This is a genomic window from Bradyrhizobium sp. SZCCHNRI2009 (assembly GCF_032485115.1).
Classification (GTDB): domain Bacteria; phylum Pseudomonadota; class Alphaproteobacteria; order Rhizobiales; family Xanthobacteraceae; genus Bradyrhizobium.
On the sequence record NZ_JAUEUH010000003.1, the window covers coordinates 231705 to 247349 of the forward strand.

Consider the following 15645-nt stretch of genomic DNA (forward strand, 5'->3'; position numbering starts at 1 on the left):
GGGCGGCTGCCAAGTCACGACCCTCGCCGCGTTGCTGCCTTGCCGGGACTGTCCCCCATCCGCTCGACCAGATAGTCCACGAACACCCGAACACGCGCGGGCGTGTTGGCGCCGCCGACGAAGACGGCGTGAAAGACCTCCCTGTCGCCGGGATTGAACGCTTCGAGCAGCGGCACCAGCCGCCCCTCTGCGATCGCGTTGCCGAGGCTGAAATCGCCGACGCGGGCGATGCCGACGCCATCGAGCGCGAGCTGGCTGAGCGTGTCGCCGCTGTTGGCTTCGACGGCGCCGCGCACCTTCAGCGCATAGTCGACGCCATCGCGGCGGAACGGCCACACCGGCTCGGCGCGGCGAAAGCTGAAGTTCAGGCAATTGTGGTTGTAGAGGTCTTCCGGCGCCTCCGGCACGCCCCAGCGCGCCAGGTAGTCGGGCGAGGCGACGATGGTGCGGCCGTTGTCGCCGAGGCGGCGCGCGGTGAGCGCGCTGTCGGGCAGCGGACCGCCGCGAATCGCGACGTCCGCCTGCCCCGCCGCCACGTCGACGAGCCCGTCGCTCAGATTGATGTCGACCAGGATGTTCGGATAGCGCCGCACGAACTCGCCGAGCAGAGGGACGATGCAGACGCGGCCGTGCGAGAGGGCGGCGCTGACCCGGATGCGCCCGCGCGGCGCGCCCTGGTCTGCGATCGCCTGCTCGGCCTCGTCGAGGTCGGCGAGGATGCGACGGGCGGCCGCGAGATAGGACTGCCCCTCGGCGGTCAGCGTCAGCGCCCGCGTGCTTCGCAACAGCAGCCGCGCGCCAAGCCGCGCCTCGATGCGGTCGAGCGTCCGGCTCACAGCCGATGGCGTCAGCCCGAGACTGCGACCGGCGGCCGAGAAGCTGCCGCTGCCGGCGACGGCGCAGAACACTTCGAGATCCCGCGCACGGTCCGCGCTGGACAATACCATCTTTGCGTCCCGATCAAAAATCCTTGGCGTGACTACCCTCTAATACCGCGGACCTCGCTCGTCTAGCTTTGCGTGCATCAACACGGCCACTGAGGAGATCGCCATGACCCTTCCCCGCCTGCTGCAACGAACCGCCTTTGTCGCCACCGCGCTCACCGTCCTGACCAGCGCCGCCCTCGCCGACGCGACCGAGGCGCCCGGGAATTTCCCCAAGACCTTCCGCACCCAGGAGATCCCGACCAACGGCACCACGCTCCACGTCCGCGTCGGCGGCACTGGACCCGCGGTGGTGCTGCTGCACGGCTATGGCGACACCGGCGACATGTGGGTGCCGCTCGCCGCCAAGCTTTCGCAGAACCACACGGTCATCGTGCCCGACCTGCGCGGGCTCGGCCTGTCCGCCCGCGCCGACAAGGGTTTTGAGAAGGCCAACCAGGCCGAGGACATCACCGGCGTCATGGACGCGCTGGGCGCCCGCACCGCCGAGGTCGTGGCGCACGACATCGGCAACATGGTCGCCTATGCGCTGGCGGCGCGGCACGCCGACCGCGTGACCAAGCTGGTGCTGATGGATGCGCCGGTGCCGGGCATCGGCCCGTGGGAGGAGATCCTGAAGAACCCGCTGCTGTGGCACTTCCGCTTCGGCGGCCCCGACATGGAGCGCCTGGTGGAGGGGCGCGAGCGCATCTATCTCGACCGCTTCTGGAACGAGTTCTCGGCTAACCCTGCCCACTTCCCGGAGGCCGCGCGCGTCCATTACGCGCAGCTCTATGCCGGCCCGGGGCGGATGCATGCGGGCTTCAGCCAGTTCGCCGCCTTCGATCAGGACGCGATCGACAACCGCGCCTGGCTCGCGGCGCATGGCAAGCTGACGATGCCGGTGCTGGCGATCGGTGGCGCGGCGTCCTTCGGCCCGACCATGGCGGTGGTGGCACGGGCCGGCGCGTCCAACGTGCAGGAGCAGGTCATCCCCGGCTCCGGCCATTGGCTGATGGAGGAGCAGCCGGCCGCGACGGTCGCTGCGATCGACGCCTTCCTCAACGGGCAGTCCGCCGCCACGCCGCCGCGCAACTGATCCAACGCAGCAGAAGGGCGCCGATCATGTCGACCCACACATGCGATGATGCGATCGTCGCAGCCAACGCCTCGCAAAGGCGCGCGATCATCTTCATCCACGGCCTGTGGCTGAAGCCCGGCTCGTGGGATCGGTGGGTCGAGCTGTTCGACGCCGCCGGCTACGCCGGGTTGGCCGAGTATGACGAGCCGAAGGTTCGAGTTTGGGTAAAGACCTGGGGTCAGATAATCTCGGAATCCGAAGGTCGCCTAACATTTTACAAGCGACGCCTTGAGTACAAGGCCAATGACGTAGAAGCACTTCGATATCTGCGAACGGTCAATCCCAATTATCTTAGCGACGAAGTGAGGGAGAAGATTGCTACACTCGATCTCAAAGATCAGGTCTAGCCGACCGGATTGATGTACGGACCAACAAGGCGTCACTTGCTCCACAAGACTGGAAGGCCTCGGTAACAGTCCAACAAAACTCAACGTCGCAAACCTCGCGGCAGGGCGCCTTGGCACACCTGCGGAATCTTACCGTGGCTTTGGGGAGACTTGCACGGAGATGGGCCTAAGCGGAGCTTGCGCACTTTGCTCTGCGTCCCCCTAGATACAGACTTTCTTTTTTCCCGAAATCGTGCTACCCCTTGAGTCGTCCCGTGCTCGTCATGAGGGGCGCTTCGCGATCGTCACGAACGTGGGGTGCGGGATGCGGTGGGCGCGTCGGGTCGCAGCGGGCTTGGTCCTGCGGACGAACGATCCGGCGCGCACGGTCAAGCCGTGTGGTCCTGGCATCCCGGTGCTGATGCCAAGTCCGTAGCGACGATGTTGCGGATGACGGGGGCAAGAACGCCGGTCCCCGGGGAGAGCACGGAGCAGCCGTCAAAACCATCGCGCAGGGAGGGCCGGGTGTGTTCGGCCAGACCTGTGGTGACTGCCGCCTGCTTTTTTCTGCAGGCGGGCCACGGGCGCGGCCAGCGCCCGGCCTTCCCTGCGCCCTCTGTCTTCGAGAGGGCGGACAATGAGCAAAGCTCGGACGCGCGATGCGTCGCGAGGCCGTGAAGGTGTGTCGCGAGTGGAGCAGAAGGCGTGCGGAATGGACGCTGTCCACATACACTGCAAGACGTCATCAAGCGCCGGCCAATGGTGACTCCGGCAGATAGCTGCGGGGTATCGTCATTCCGGGGCGGCTCGCAGAGCCGAACCCGGAATGACGACTCATCCAGATTTTCCCGTCGCCTACTTCCCCGTCGGCGCGTCCTGCCGCCAGGCGCTGCCCGCGATCTTCGCCGCCGCAATCACCGCCTGCGTCCGGCTCTCGACACCGAGCTTCTGCAGGATGGCCGACACATGTGCCTTGATGGTCGCCTCGGAGACACCGAGCTCGTAGGCGATCTGCTTGTTGAGCAGCCCCTGCGACAGCATCATCAGCACCCGCACCTGCTGCGGGGTCAGCGTCACCAGACGGTCGCGCAGCCTGGTCATCTCCGGATCGGCGCCGGCGGCCAAGTCCGTGTCGGGCGGCACCCAGACGTCGCCGTCCATCACCTTCTTGATGGCATCGCGCAGCGTGTCGACGCCGAACCGCTTCGGGATGAAGCCGGAGGCGCCGAAATCGAGCGAGCGGCGGATCGTCGCGCCATCGTCGCTCGCCGACACGATGACGACCGGGATCGCCGGATATTGCGCGCGCAGATAGATCAGGCCCGAGAAGCCGGAGATGCCGGGCATGGTGAGGTCGAGAAGTACGAGATCGACCTCGGAATCCTTTTCCAGCAGCGCGGTGAGGTCCTCGAACGAACCGGCCTCGTCGACCACCGCCTCCGCGAGCACACTCGCGACCGCCTGCCGCAAAGCGTTGCGGAACAGCGGGTGATCATCGGCAATGACGAGATGGGTGCTGGCAGCCGCCATGAATCCAGACTTGACCTTGCGAGACCGACGACATGCTGCAACTGCACGCGCCCGGTTTTCCGGAAATACTCGCCCGGCCACCGGTTGCATGCAAGCGTCCAATTCCACTTGCAGGGAAGGCGGTTAATCCGAACCTTGTGCAACGCAACATCGGTAGCGCGACGGCCGCTCACCGAACTTGATCCGCCGCAATGTCCCCATCTTTCCCGCGCGCCGCAGAGGGCAGAGCCGAAAGTCGTATTGGGGCGGGTTTCACTGCAATGTTACTGAAGAGCAAGGTCTCCGCGACCTGCGCCGTCCAAGTCCGGCATGCGGAGGCGAAAGCCATCATCACAACAATCATGGGGAGCGAATGCCGATGTCAACAATGGTAGCCACACAAGCGAGATCGGGAGGCATGACGAAGGACGAACGCTTCGTCATTCTGGCCTCCTCTCTCGGCACCGTCTTCGAGTGGTACGACTTCTATCTTTACGGGTCGCTGGCCTCGATCATCGGCGCGCAGTTCTTCAGCGGCTATCCGGCAGCCACCCGCGACATTTTCGCACTGCTCGCGTTCGCCGCCGGCTTCCTGGTCCGCCCGTTCGGCGCGATCGTGTTCGGCCGCATCGGCGACATCGTCGGCCGCAAATACACCTTCCTGGTCACGATCCTGATCATGGGCCTGTCGACCTTCATCGTCGGCCTGCTGCCGAACGCCGAGACCATCGGCTTCGCGGCACCGGTGATCCTGATCGGCCTGCGCCTGCTGCAGGGCCTCGCGCTCGGCGGCGAGTATGGCGGCGCCGCGACCTATGTCGCCGAGCACGCCCCGATGGGGAAGCGCGGCTACTACACCTCCTTCATCCAGACGACGGCGACGATGGGCCTGTTCCTGTCGCTGCTGGTCATCCTGTTCACCCGCACCATCATCGGCGAGGCCGACTTCGCCAAATGGGGCTGGCGCATTCCGTTCCTGGTCTCCGTGCTGCTGCTCGGCGTCTCCGTCTGGATCCGTCTGCGCCTGAACGAATCGCCCGTGTTCCAGAAGATGAAGGACGAGGGCAAGAGCTCGAAGGCGCCGCTGACGGAAGCGTTCGCGAACTGGGGCAACGCCAAGATCGTGTTGCTGGCGCTGATCGGCGCCACGATGGGCCAGGGCGTGGTCTGGTACACCGGCCAGTTCTACGCGCTGTTCTTCCTGCAATCGATCCTGAAGGTCGACGGCTACACCGCCAACCTGCTGATCGCCTGGTCGCTGCTGCTCGGCACCGGCTTCTTCATCGTGTTCGGCATGCTGTCCGACAAGATCGGCCGCAAGCCGATCATCATGGGCGGCTGCCTGATCGCGGCACTGACCTTCTTCCCGATCTTCAAGATGATCACCACCAACGCCAACCCGGCGCTGGAGAAGGCGATCGAGGCGACGAAGGTGGAAGTGGTGGCTGATCCCGCCGGCTGCGGCGATCTGTTCAACCCGGTCGGCACCCGCGTCTTCACCGCGCCTTGCGACACCGCCCGCGCCTTCCTGGCCCAGTCCTCGGTCAGGTACTCGACCGTTTATGGCCCGGCCGGCTCCGGCGTGAAGGTCACCTTCAACGGCAAGGAAGTGCCCTACACCGACGCGAAGACCAGCAACCCGGCGCTGACGGCCGCGATCGGCGAGGCCGGCTATCCGAAGGCGGGTGATGCCGGCATCGTCAAGATGGCGCATCCGTTCGACATCTTCCGTCCGCAGGTGGCTGCCATCATCGGTCTGCTGTTCATCCTGGTGATCTTCGTCACCATGGTGTACGGCCCGATCGCCGCGATGCTGGTCGAGCTGTTCCCGACCAAGATCCGCTACACCTCGATGTCGCTGCCGTATCACATCGGCAACGGCTGGTTCGGCGGCCTCCTGCCCGCAACCGCCTTCGCGATCGTGGCCTCGACCGGCGATATCTATGCCGGCCTGTGGTACCCGATCTTCTTCGCCGTGATCACTGCGGTGGTCGGCTTCCTGTTCCTGCCGGAAACCAAGGACGTCGACATCCAGGCGAAGTGACCCGTGTTGCGAGCGGCCCCATCCGCTCGCATCCCCTTCCGACGAACGGCCGCGGATCGCTCCGCGGCCGTTCCGCATTTCAGGCCAGGCGTTTGCTCTTTTTGCCGGTCAGACCGCCCCGATGAACTGCAACACCACCTCGCGCCGATGCGGACGAGACCGATGCTCGATCAGATAGAGAGCCTGCCAGGTGCCGAGCAGCATGCGACCGTCGCTCACCGGCACCTGCAGCGACACCGAGCTCAGCAGGGTCTTGATGTGAGCCGGCATGTCGTCGGGCCCCTCGGCGTCGTGCACCCAGCCGGCATCCTCCGGCGCCAGCCGGGACAGCGCCGTGGTGAGATCGTGCAGCACCGTCGGATCGGCATTCTCCTGGATCGTGAGCGACGCCGAGGTGTGGCGGATGAACGCGGTCACCACCCCTTCCTTCGCACGGACCTCGCGCAGGAACGCCGCGACCTCGCGCGTGAGATCAGTGAAGCCGCGGCCGGAGGTCTGCACCGTCAGGATCGACGTCGCCACCGTATCGATCGCAACGACCGAAGGTGCCGTGCGCGAGGCCGATCGTGCCGACATGGATACAGCCTCCTCGAAGCGGTTTCAGATCCTGCCCGAGACGTCCTTCTGCACCCGCGTTGCCATGTCGAGCAGCCGGCGCCAGGCCTGCTCGAGGAACCCCATCATGCGGTCCATGTCCTGGTCGCTGGGCAGCGGGATCTCGAGCTTGCGCGTTCCATCGGAGGATTTCGATTCACCCGGCTTGTCCCCCGTCCTGGGTTCGGCTTTCCTCAACTGATCGGACTTGGGCAGCGCCTGATCTTTCGGCAGCGGCTCATCAATCTTGCCGGAGATGCTCTGATCGCGCGACGCGAGCTGGCCCTTGAGCTTTTCATTCTCCGCCTGCAGACGGCCGATCTCGGCGTCCAGCGCGGCGCGCTCATCAGGCACCGCGTAACAGGCAAAGCCCGATCCACTGCTGTTGTTGCACATCGAGACCGCACCGGTCTTGGTATCGAGCCGGATCACGCCGTCCGATGTCGTCGACATCGTATAGCGTCCCTTGTCGCCGTCAGGCGCGGTGTCCTCGACCGCAAACGCCTCGCCGCCGAGGCAGCTCAACGCCAGCAGCGCGAGGAGGGACGGCCGGTACGGCTTCGTGAGACTCATGGCTGGCTCTCCCAGGCGCATTCGCAACCGCCGCCATGCACGCCGACATTGTGTCGCGGCCATGACGTTGCCTCAGGTGCGATCCCCTGCCACAGGCCGCACCTATGTTTCGGACGTATAGGCGGAGCGACCGGATTTCAACGCGTCCGCCAGCAGCTCGAGGCGGTCCTGCCCCCAGAAAATCTCGCCGTCCAGCACATAGGCCGGCGAGCCGAACACGTCGGCCGCGATCGCGTCCTGCCGGTTCTGCTCGTAGGCCGCCCCGACCACGTCCGTCGCCGCCTGCGTCACGAGATCGCGGCCCGGCAGCCCGGCTGCATCGGCCAAGCCGGCGATCACCTCGGCATCCGCAAGATTGAGCTGCTGCTCCCAGATGGCCGGGAAGGCGCGCTGCAGATAGGGCTCGGGATCCAGGCTGGCCTGCTGCGCCGCGATGACGACGCCGTCGGCGAGCCGGGCGTTGAAGGGCCAGTTGCTCGGCTGGATGTGGAAATCGAGACCGCGCTTGTCGCGCCACCGCTTCAGCTCGACGATGCGATAGCGCTGCCGCGCCGGATGGCGCTTGGCCAGCGGAAGCCCGCCGGTCTCGGCGAACAGATCCACCAGCATGACCGGTTTGAGGTTGACGGTCGCGCCGTGGCTCGCGGCGATGTCGCGGAACAGCCGGTGGCCGATATAGGCCCATGGCGACTGCAGCGAGAAATAGTAATCGATCTGGCGCGACATGCGGGTTCCCGTGCCGGTCGGAGGTCAGGGACATCGGATCAGAGGGCATTGACAGGTGCAAGATCGCAGCCGCACACAACACTGTTGATGCGGCGCGGTGACACGCGCGACCGATCTGACGAAAAAGCCGAGAAAACGTGTAAATTCAGGCATCTAACAGTTCAACACGCAATCTTGACTTGGGGGGATGCGGTCAGTATGGTCCGCCCGGCTTTATAGGGCGATGGGGCGCTAATTCCTGAAACTCGCGGCACCGGGTCGGGTCTCCACACGTGGCGGATGGCACATGGCGGATGACACGAACGAGAGCAGCGGACACAAGGATCGCGACAAGTCGCCCGATGAGGTTGCGCTTTCCGCAAGGCTCGGAAGTCTCGACCAACGGTTGTCCGAAATTCGCGACGGCCGCTCGATCGGGACTGATCAACCTGGAATCGGCAGCGGTGACACTGCAGCCAGGGCTTCGGCCATGGCGCGTGGCCTGCGACTGTCGTCCGAGTTGATTGCCGGTGTCCTCGTCGGCGCGGTGCTTGGATGGGGCTTCGACCGCTTGCTGTCGACATCGCCCTTCGGATTCATCGTGTTTTTCCTGCTCGGCTTCGCCGCCGGCGTGTTGAACGTGGTGAGATCCGCAGGCATAGCTCCCGACAGGCCCCGCCAGTGAGACATGCGCGGAAGACCTCGGCGCGGAAGACCAACGAGTGAATTGCAAAGCGCCGGCGTGGCCGGTGAACAATGAGACGCCACGCGGATGATCGATCCGATCCATCAATTCCACCTCAACAAGATCTTCACGATCGGCCATATCGGCAATCAGGAGATCACCTTCACCAACTCGTCCGCGTACATGCTGCTCGCGGTCGTGCTGATCGCCGTCATGATGATGGCCGCCGGGCGCGCGCTCGTGCCGGGCCGGTTCCAGTCGGTGGTCGAGCTGTCCTACGAATTCGTCGCCAACACCATCAGAACCAGCGCCGGCTCGCACGGCATGACGTTCTTCCCACTGGTGTTCTCGCTGTTCATGTTCATCTTCGTCTCGAACATCGTCGGCATCATCCCCTACACCTTCACCGTCTCCAGCCACATCATCGTCACCTTCTCGCTGGCGCTCTTGGTGTTCCTGACGGTCATCATCTACGGCTTCTACAAGAACGGCCTGAAGTTCTTTAAGCTGTTCGTGCCGTCCGGCATCCCCGCGGTGATCCTGCCGCTGGTGGTCGTGATCGAAATCATCTCTTTCTTCTCCCGCCCGATCTCGCACAGCGTCCGTCTGTTCGCCAACATGCTGGCCGGCCACGTCACCCTGAAGGTGTTCGCGAGCTTCGTGACCATGCTCGGCGCGCTCGGCTTCGTCGGCAAGGTTGGCGCGCTGCTGCCGCTCGGCCTCACGGTCGCGCTGACCGGCCTCGAGCTGATGGTCGCGTTCCTCCAGGCCTACGTCTTCACGATCCTCACCTGCATCTATCTCAACGATGCTATCCATCCGGGCCACTGATCCGGCCCTCTCTACCAAACCCCTCAAAGGAGTTCGTTTCATGGATCCGGTTGCAGCGAAGTACATTGGCGCGGGCATTGCCTGCATCGGCATGGGTGGCGCGGGTGCCGGCATCGGCATCATCTTCGGCAACTACCTGTCGGCCGCTCTGCGCAATCCGTCGGCCGCTCAGGGCCAGTTCGGCAACCTGATTTTCGGCTTCGCGGTGACCGAAGCGCTCGGCATCTTCTCGCTGCTGATCGCCCTGCTCCTGCTGTACGCCGTCTAAGACGGCCTGAGCCGGACAGGAGAAGCCCGTGGCTGAAAGTCATGGCGAGGCCAAGGGCGGCGAGGCCAAGGGCACCGCAAGCGCCCATACTGAGGCCGATGGCGGGCATGGTTTCCCTCCCTTCCAGAAGGAAACCTTTCCCTCCCAGATCGTCTCCCTGGTGATCGCCTTCGTGGCGCTGTACGTGATCGTTTCGCGTGTGGCGCTGCCGAAGGTCGGGGCCGTCATCGACGCCCGCCAGAAGTCGATCGACGGCGATCTGGCTGAAGCGCAACGGCTGAAGGATGAATCCGAAGCCGCGATGAAGGCGTATGAGAGCGAGCTGGCGACGGCTCGTGCCCGTGCCCAGGCGATCGGAGCGGAGACCCGCGAGAAGCTCGCGGCTTCTTCGGACGCCGAGCGCAAGGCGCTGGAAGACAGCCTCGCGGCCAAGCTCGCGGCGGCTGAGAAGTCCATCGCCACCACGCGCACGACCGCAATGAGCAATGTCCGCGGCATCGCCGCAGACGCAGCCAGCGCGATCGTGAAGCAGCTCACCGGCAAGGCCCCCGCGGCCAAGACGGTCGAGGCTGCGGTCGATGCATCGTTGAAGGGAACAGCCTGATGCATTTGCTCGCTGATCCGGAAACCTGGGTTGCGATTGCCTTCGTGATCCTGATGGGCCTGTTCGCCTATCTCGGTGTCCATCGCACGGTCCTGAAGGCGCTCGACAATCGATCCGAGCGCATCAGATCCGAGCTGGCGGAGGCCAAGCGGCTCAAGGAAGAGGCGGCCAAAGTGCTCGCCGATTACAAGTCCCGCCGCGCCAGCGCCGAACGCGAGGCCGAGGAGATCGTCACCAGCGCGAAGGCGGAAGCCGAGCGCATCGCGGCGGAGGCCAAGGCCAAGATGGAAGACTTCGTCGCCCGTCGCACCAAGGCCGCCGAGGGCAAGATCGCCCTCGCCGAGGCCCAGGCTCTCGCCGACGTCAGGTCCGCTGCGGCGGAGGCAGCCGTCCAGGCCGCCGCGACCGTGCTGTCGCAGTCGGTCAAGGGCGCTCTTGGCGAAGACCTCGTCGCTAAAGGCATCGCGGAAGTCGGCCGCAAGCTGAACTGAGCGGCAGTCCGTCTCCATCCATCAACTTCAAAAGGCCGGTGCGATCCCATCGCACCGGCCTTTTGCTATTCACGCTCTCCGGCGACCGCCTCGCGCCACGGCAATCGTCACCGCCGCTTCTTGCCGTGCGGCCGCTCCGGGGTCAGCGCCTGCGGGTCGAAGCCGATGTAGAAGACGTAATTGTCGGCATTGGCGCCGGGCGGCGGCACCGGATAGACCATGTCCTCGGCGACGATCGTGAACGGCACGCTGCCGTCCTCGGTCATCTGCACCGTGGTGCGATACGACTTGGTCGCGATCACCTTCTCGCCGATGCCGCCTTGAACCACGGCGATGCGCATCGGAATGTCGACGCTCGCCGGCGCGCCCGCGGGGCCGGCAACGATGCGGCCCTGGATGCCGATCTTGGCGGTGATTTCGGCCCCGTTGAGACTGCATTCGCGCGCGGTCTTGGTGATCGACGCCTGGAACCGGACGTCGTTGCCGACGGCCTGCTTGCCGGGCGCGGCCACGGCGTAGGTCGAGGCGCCGGCGCGAATGTTGACCGGCGGACAGGTCAGGCCCTCGGTCGGATCGACCGGCGGTCCGCCGCTGGCGGGCAGGTTCTCCTGCCCCTTGTTGTCGGAACCGCCGCCGAACAGGCTCTTGAAGCGGTCGGTCAGCGATTGGGCGGCTGCCGGCGGCGCCGCGCCGGCGGCTCCCAAGGCCAGCAGCACGGCTGCCAACGTTCCAGCCCTGATCACGCTCGTCTCTCGCATCGTCTGATATCCCCGGCAACTCGGTCGCCCAGCCCAGGCGTCTATACCCATTTCAGAGGCCGGAACCAGCCCCGATCGGCCTCTCCCGCGGCGATCCCGATCACGATTGCTACCCCCGGAAATCCTCGTGCAACAGGCCGTAGAGGTAATGGTCCTGCCAGACCCCGTTGATGCAGAGGTAGCGACGCGCCAGGCCCTCGCGGGTGAAGCCGCATTTCTCCAGCACGCGAATCGACGGCGTATTGGTCGGGATGCAGGCCGCCTCGACCCGGTGCAGATTGAGCTCGCCGAACAGGGTCGGCAGCAGCAGCCGCAGCGCCGCCGTCATGTAGCCATGATGCGCGAACGGCTGCCCCATCCAATAGCCGATGGTGCCGGCCTGAACGATGCCGCGGCGGACATTGGCGAGCGTGATGCCGCCGAGCATGGCGCCGTCCTGCTCGCGGAAGACGATGAACGGATAGGAGCGGTCGGCCGAGATGTCCTCGGCATAGCGGCGCAGCCGGCGGCGGAAGCCCGAGCGCGTCAGGTCATCGGATGGCCAGATCGGCTCCCAGGGCGTGAGATAGTCGCGGCTGATCTCGCGCAGCCGCGCCCATTGCGCATAATCGGCCATCTGCGGCGCGCGCAACAGCAGGCCCTGGCCGCGCGGAGCCAGCGCAGCCGGTCCGTTGGATGGCAAGCGAAACAGGGCCATCTGTGATGCTCCCCCTGCTCTTTCCGGGTCGAAGCCTGCTCCGACCCACCCCAGATCTCCGATGCCGAGCGCTGGCGGATTGCAATGCGCGGACCGCACCGAGCCGCACCACGTTCAGTGCAGTTGGGCTTTCGATCTCGAACCGGTCAGACCTTCGGCGAAAGTGACCGCCGTGTCCAGACCCCTGCCGGTGCCGAGCGCGACGACCGCCGGCTTGCTGCGTGCGAGCAGCGCCCGCGCCGCATCGCGCGTGCTCTCGACGCTGACCGCCTCGATCTTGGCGACCATCTCCTGCAACGTCTGCGGCCGGCCATAGGCCAGGATATGCCGCGCCAATTGCTCGGCACGGGCACTGCAGCTCTCGAGCGCCATCAACAGCCCGGCTTTCATCTGCGCCTTGGCGCGGGCGACCTCGGCCTCGCTCAAGGTCTCCACCGCGTTGCCGATGATGTCGACCACGACCTCCATCATCTCGGGCGCGTCGGCGGGATCGGTCCCGGTGTAGAGGCCGAAGAATCCCGTGTCGCTATAGGGCGCGTGGAACGTGTAGACGGAGTAGCAGAGCCCCCGGTTTTCGCGCACCTCCTGAAACAGCCGGGACGACATGCCGCCGCCGAGGATGTTGGTGAAGACCTGCAGCGAGAACAGCGACGGGTCGGCCTGCGGCACGCCTTCGAGCGCGAGCGTCAGATGCGCCTGCTCGAGATCGCGATGCACGACGCGCGAGCCGCCCTTGCCGAACGCCGCCGGCAGCGGCTTCGGCGCCGGGCCGCCATTGAAGCTGGCAAATCGTTTCGTCACGTCTTCGACCACGCGCTGATGATCGACGGCGCCGGCCGCGGCGACCACCATGTCGGGCCCGCGATAATGCGTCGACAGATAGCCGTGCAGCTTGTCGCGATCGAACGCCTCGAGCGTCTTGGCGGTGCCGAGCAGCGAGCGGCCCATCGGCTGGTCCGGGAAGCAGAGCTCGTTGAGATGCTCGAACACGACGTCGTCGGGCGTATCCTGTGCCGCGCCGATCTCCTGCACGATCACGTTCTTCTCGCGCTCCAGCTCCTCCGGCACGAAGGACGGATTGGCGAGAATGTCGGAGAGCACGTCGAGCGCCATCGGCACGTCGGCCTTCAGCACGCGGGCGTAATAGGCCGTGGTCTCGGTCGAGGTGCCGGCATTGAGATCGCCGCCGACCGCCTCGACGGTCTCGACGATCTCGCGGGCGCTGCGCGTGGTCGTGCCCTTGAACGCCATGTGCTCGAGCAGATGCGAGATGCCGTGCTCGTCCGGCTTCTCGTCGCGGCCGCCGACGCCGGCCCAGACCCCGAGCGCCGCCGTCTCCAGATGCGGCATCGTGTCGGTGACGACCGTCAACCCCGTCGGCAGCTTGGTGACTTCCACGCCCATCATGCAATTCCCTGCTTGGCGGCCCGGCTGACCGAGCGGATGAACTTCTCCACCTCGGCCTGGTCGTTCCGCATGATCCTGATGTCCTCGCGCCTGCTCATCAGCCCTTCGAGCCACACCGGCAAATGCGGCCGCATCCCGCAGGCGGCCTCGACCGCATCGGGGAATTTGGCGGGATGCGCGGTCGACAGAACGATGTTCGGCACCGACAAATCGGTGCCGTCGCGATCGGCCACCGCCAGCGCCACCGCCGTGTGCGGATCGACGAGATCGCCGGCCTCGCGGAAGGCGGCGCGGATCGCCGCCGCCGTCTCGGTCTCGTCGGCGCGGCCGGCGTCGAAATCGGCGCGGATCGCCGCCAGCATGGCATCCGGCAGCACGAAGCGGCCGGACTGCTTGAGGCTGTCCATCAGCCGCCGCACGGTGCCGGCGTCGCGGCCGCCGGCTTCGAACAACAGCCGCTCGAAATTCGACGACACCTGGATGTCCATCGAGGGCGAAGCCGTCGCATGCACTTCGCGCACCTCGTAGATGCCGGTCGTCAGCGTCCGGGCGAGGATGTCGTTGACGTTGGTCGCGACGCGCAACGTGCGCACCGGCAGGCCCATGCGCTTGGCGACATAGCCGGCGAAGACGTCGCCGAAATTGCCGGTGGGCACGGTGAAGTCGACGGCGCGGTGGGGTGCCCCGATCGCGACCGCCGAGGTGAAGTAGTAGACCACCTGGGCGACGACGCGCGCCCAGTTGATCGAGTTGACGCCCGACAGCCTGACCGAATCGCGGAAGCCGTGATGGTTGAACAGGCCCTTCACGATCGCCTGGCAGTCATCGAAATGACCTTCGATCGCCAGCGCATGGACGTTGGCCGCGCCCGACGTCGTCATCATCCGCCGCTGCACCTCGGAGATGCGGCCATGCGGGAACAGCACGATGAGGTCGGCATTGTCGCGGCCGGCGAAGGCCTCGACCGCCGCGCCACCCGTATCGCCTGATGTCGCCACGACGATCGTGGTGCGCTCGCCGCGCTTGGCCAGCACGTGGTCCATCAGCCGCGAGATCAGCTGCATCGCCACGTCCTTGAACGCCAAGGTCGGGCCGTGGAACAGCTCCAGCACGAACTGATGCGGCGCGATCTGGTCGAGCGGCACCACGGCGGGGTGACGGAACGTCGCATAGGCCTCGTTGGCCATGCGGCCGAGCTCTTCGTCGGAAATCTCGCCGGCGACGAACGGCTTGATGACCTCGACGGCGACCTCCCAATAGGGCCGGCCGAAAAACGACGCGATCGTCGCGGGCGTCAGCTGCGGCCAGGTCTCGGGCACGTACAGGCCGCCGTCACGGGCGAGCCCGGTCAGCATCACATCGCAGAAGGTGAGCGCGGGGGCTTCCCCGCGGGTCGAAACATAGCGCGTCAAACCGCTCTCCTGACCTGCGTCACCAGGCCATAACCCGTTGATTGAATTCGAAATCGGAACCGCCCGGCGGCAACATGGTCCGGCACCATAATGGTTTTGACCTTGTTGCGAAACCGGTTGTTGCCGCAGCGATGGTCACGGCTGCGGGTTACGGCGGCGTTACGGAGCATGGGTCAGGGGGCATCGGTTACGAGACTTGGGTCGCAACGGCTGACCCGGGCCGGTCCAGCGGACCGTCCGCCCCACCGCTTTCATCGCCCGGTTCAACCGGGCGATCCCGTACGCCGCGGCGGCCGCGGTCGACCGCACCGCCGCGGCGTCCCGGATCCCCGACTGCGCGGGGATGACGGCGGTGCCTGCGGCTTCCGGCCGGGCACTTCGAGCACGCGAACGAACCATGGGATATCGGCACGATCTCTCCACCTCGTCATTCCGGGGCGCGCGGAGCGCGAGCCCGGAATCCATAACCACGACCGGGAGTATGGATTCCGGCTCGCCCTGCGGGCGCCCCGGAATGACGGCGGTGCGTGGAGAAGCGTTCTCGCGGCGCGATGAGCGCCCGAGCTTTGCAAGCATACCTCCCTCCGAATCGGAGGGCGCAGGGAAGACCGGATGCCGGCTGGCACCCGCGGCCCCCGTGCGAACAAGAATGCACGGGGCAGGAACCACAGGTTCAG

17 protein-coding genes are annotated in these 15645 nt (G+C 65.9%); 8 read left to right on the forward strand and 9 right to left on the reverse strand.

Features of this window, described 5'->3' with window-relative positions; all coding sequences use genetic code 11:
- Window positions 1–14 precede the first annotated feature (14 nt).
- The gene (locus QX041_RS12990; RefSeq protein WP_315827993.1) at window positions 15–947 is read right to left on the reverse strand and encodes a LysR family transcriptional regulator; all 933 of its coding nucleotides are present in this window, start codon (window positions 945–947) and stop codon (window positions 15–17) included.
- Between the two features lie 103 nt (window positions 948–1050).
- On the opposite strand from QX041_RS12990, the gene QX041_RS12995 reads away from it, so the two are divergent.
- Both QX041_RS12995 and QX041_RS13000 read left to right on the forward strand, forming a co-directional pair.
- Window positions 1051–2022 (forward strand): alpha/beta hydrolase, encoded by a 972-nt coding sequence (locus QX041_RS12995; RefSeq protein ID WP_315827992.1) that lies wholly within the window; start codon window positions 1051–1053, stop codon window positions 2020–2022.
- 26 nt (window positions 2023–2048) lie between these two features.
- Window positions 2049–2411, forward strand: a complete 363-nt coding sequence (locus QX041_RS13000; RefSeq protein ID WP_315827991.1) for a hypothetical protein — start codon at window positions 2049–2051, stop codon at window positions 2409–2411.
- Between the two features lie 834 nt (window positions 2412–3245).
- Here the strand turns inward: QX041_RS13000 and QX041_RS13005 are convergent.
- Window positions 3246–3920, reverse strand: a complete 675-nt coding sequence (locus tag QX041_RS13005) for a response regulator transcription factor (RefSeq protein ID WP_315717903.1) — start codon at window positions 3918–3920, stop codon at window positions 3246–3248.
- A gap of 352 nt (window positions 3921–4272) precedes the next feature.
- Between QX041_RS13005 and QX041_RS13010 the strand changes: the two genes are divergently transcribed.
- The gene (locus QX041_RS13010) at window positions 4273–5943 is read left to right on the forward strand and encodes an MFS transporter (RefSeq protein WP_316165574.1); all 1671 of its coding nucleotides are present in this window, start codon (window positions 4273–4275) and stop codon (window positions 5941–5943) included.
- 108 nt (window positions 5944–6051) lie between these two features.
- On the opposite strand, the gene QX041_RS13015 is transcribed toward QX041_RS13010, so the two are convergent.
- The 3 genes from QX041_RS13015 to QX041_RS13025 form a co-directional block, all read right to left on the reverse strand.
- Complete coding sequence (locus QX041_RS13015; RefSeq protein WP_316165575.1) at window positions 6052–6519, reverse strand: secondary thiamine-phosphate synthase enzyme YjbQ; 468 nt, start codon at window positions 6517–6519, stop codon at window positions 6052–6054.
- Between the two features lie 24 nt (window positions 6520–6543).
- Window positions 6544–7110 (reverse strand): hypothetical protein, encoded by a 567-nt coding sequence (locus QX041_RS13020; RefSeq protein WP_315828027.1) that lies wholly within the window; start codon window positions 7108–7110, stop codon window positions 6544–6546.
- Window positions 7111–7212: 102 nt separating this feature from the next.
- Entirely contained in the window at window positions 7213–7836 is a 624-nt protein-coding gene (locus tag QX041_RS13025; RefSeq protein WP_316165576.1) for a 2-hydroxychromene-2-carboxylate isomerase, read from the reverse strand.
- A 286-nt stretch (window positions 7837–8122) separates the two neighbouring features.
- Between QX041_RS13025 and QX041_RS13030 the strand changes: the two genes are divergently transcribed.
- The 5 genes from QX041_RS13030 to QX041_RS13050 all read left to right on the forward strand — a co-directional run bounded on the left by QX041_RS13030 (window position 8123) and on the right by QX041_RS13050 (window position 10694).
- Window positions 8123–8500 carry an AtpZ/AtpI family protein gene (locus QX041_RS13030; RefSeq protein WP_315717908.1) on the forward strand — a complete coding sequence of 126 codons (378 nt, stop codon included), beginning with the start codon at window positions 8123–8125 and terminating at the stop codon, window positions 8498–8500.
- 87 nt (window positions 8501–8587) lie between these two features.
- A complete protein-coding gene (locus QX041_RS13035; protein ID WP_315735910.1) occupies window positions 8588–9331 on the forward strand; it encodes a F0F1 ATP synthase subunit A in 744 nt (247 codons plus the stop codon).
- 40 nt (window positions 9332–9371) lie between these two features.
- Window positions 9372–9599, forward strand: coding sequence for a F0F1 ATP synthase subunit C (locus tag QX041_RS13040; RefSeq protein WP_006615622.1), 228 nt, complete (start codon window positions 9372–9374; stop codon window positions 9597–9599).
- A 28-nt stretch (window positions 9600–9627) separates the two neighbouring features.
- Window positions 9628–10203 (forward strand): F0F1 ATP synthase subunit B', encoded by a 576-nt coding sequence (locus QX041_RS13045; RefSeq protein ID WP_315717910.1) that lies wholly within the window; start codon window positions 9628–9630, stop codon window positions 10201–10203.
- Window positions 10203–10694 (forward strand): ATP F0F1 synthase subunit B, encoded by a 492-nt coding sequence (locus tag QX041_RS13050; RefSeq protein WP_315717911.1) that lies wholly within the window; start codon window positions 10203–10205, stop codon window positions 10692–10694. The genes QX041_RS13045 and QX041_RS13050 overlap by 1 nt, the downstream gene beginning before the upstream one ends.
- A gap of 107 nt (window positions 10695–10801) precedes the next feature.
- On the opposite strand, the gene QX041_RS13055 is transcribed toward QX041_RS13050, so the two are convergent.
- The 4 genes from QX041_RS13055 to thrC all read right to left on the reverse strand — a co-directional run bounded on the left by QX041_RS13055 (window position 10802) and on the right by thrC (window position 14968).
- Window positions 10802–11419: a hypothetical protein gene (locus QX041_RS13055; RefSeq protein WP_316165809.1), complete on the reverse strand. Its 618-nt coding sequence runs from the start codon at window positions 11417–11419 to the stop codon at window positions 10802–10804.
- A gap of 142 nt (window positions 11420–11561) precedes the next feature.
- Window positions 11562–12149 carry a GNAT family protein gene (locus QX041_RS13060; RefSeq protein WP_315717912.1) on the reverse strand — a complete coding sequence of 196 codons (588 nt, stop codon included), beginning with the start codon at window positions 12147–12149 and terminating at the stop codon, window positions 11562–11564.
- A gap of 114 nt (window positions 12150–12263) precedes the next feature.
- Window positions 12264–13553: a pitrilysin family protein gene (locus QX041_RS13065; protein WP_315751523.1), complete on the reverse strand. Its 1290-nt coding sequence runs from the start codon at window positions 13551–13553 to the stop codon at window positions 12264–12266.
- Complete coding sequence (gene thrC, locus QX041_RS13070) at window positions 13553–14968, reverse strand: threonine synthase (RefSeq protein WP_315717913.1); 1416 nt, start codon at window positions 14966–14968, stop codon at window positions 13553–13555. Before thrC ends, QX041_RS13065 begins: the two co-directional genes overlap by 1 nt.
- Window positions 14969–15645 lie beyond the last annotated feature (677 nt).

Excerpts from the sequence above, each read along its gene's own strand:
- QX041_RS12990 (WP_315827993.1), bottom strand. The coding sequence starts at position 947 with ATGGTATTGTCCAGCGCGGACCGTGCGCGGGATCTCGAAGTGTTCTGC.
- QX041_RS12995 (WP_315827992.1), top strand. The coding sequence starts at position 1,051 with ATGACCCTTCCCCGCCTGCTGCAACGAACCGCCTTTGTCGCCACCGCG.
- QX041_RS13000 (WP_315827991.1), top strand. The coding sequence starts at position 2,049 with ATGTCGACCCACACATGCGATGATGCGATCGTCGCAGCCAACGCCTCG.
- QX041_RS13005 (WP_315717903.1), bottom strand. The coding sequence starts at position 3,920 with ATGGCGGCTGCCAGCACCCATCTCGTCATTGCCGATGATCACCCGCTG.
- QX041_RS13010 (WP_316165574.1), top strand. The coding sequence starts at position 4,273 with ATGCCGATGTCAACAATGGTAGCCACACAAGCGAGATCGGGAGGCATG.
- QX041_RS13015 (WP_316165575.1), bottom strand. The coding sequence starts at position 6,519 with ATGTCGGCACGATCGGCCTCGCGCACGGCACCTTCGGTCGTTGCGATC.
- QX041_RS13020 (WP_315828027.1), bottom strand. The coding sequence starts at position 7,110 with ATGAGTCTCACGAAGCCGTACCGGCCGTCCCTCCTCGCGCTGCTGGCG.
- QX041_RS13025 (WP_316165576.1), bottom strand. The coding sequence starts at position 7,836 with ATGTCGCGCCAGATCGATTACTATTTCTCGCTGCAGTCGCCATGGGCC.
- QX041_RS13030 (WP_315717908.1), top strand. The coding sequence starts at position 8,123 with ATGGCGGATGACACGAACGAGAGCAGCGGACACAAGGATCGCGACAAG.
- QX041_RS13035 (WP_315735910.1), top strand. The coding sequence starts at position 8,588 with ATGATCGATCCGATCCATCAATTCCACCTCAACAAGATCTTCACGATC.
- QX041_RS13040 (WP_006615622.1), top strand. The coding sequence starts at position 9,372 with ATGGATCCGGTTGCAGCGAAGTACATTGGCGCGGGCATTGCCTGCATC.
- QX041_RS13050 (WP_315717911.1), top strand. The coding sequence starts at position 10,203 with ATGCATTTGCTCGCTGATCCGGAAACCTGGGTTGCGATTGCCTTCGTG.
- QX041_RS13060 (WP_315717912.1), bottom strand. The coding sequence starts at position 12,149 with ATGGCCCTGTTTCGCTTGCCATCCAACGGACCGGCTGCGCTGGCTCCG.
- QX041_RS13065 (WP_315751523.1), bottom strand. The coding sequence starts at position 13,553 with ATGGGCGTGGAAGTCACCAAGCTGCCGACGGGGTTGACGGTCGTCACC.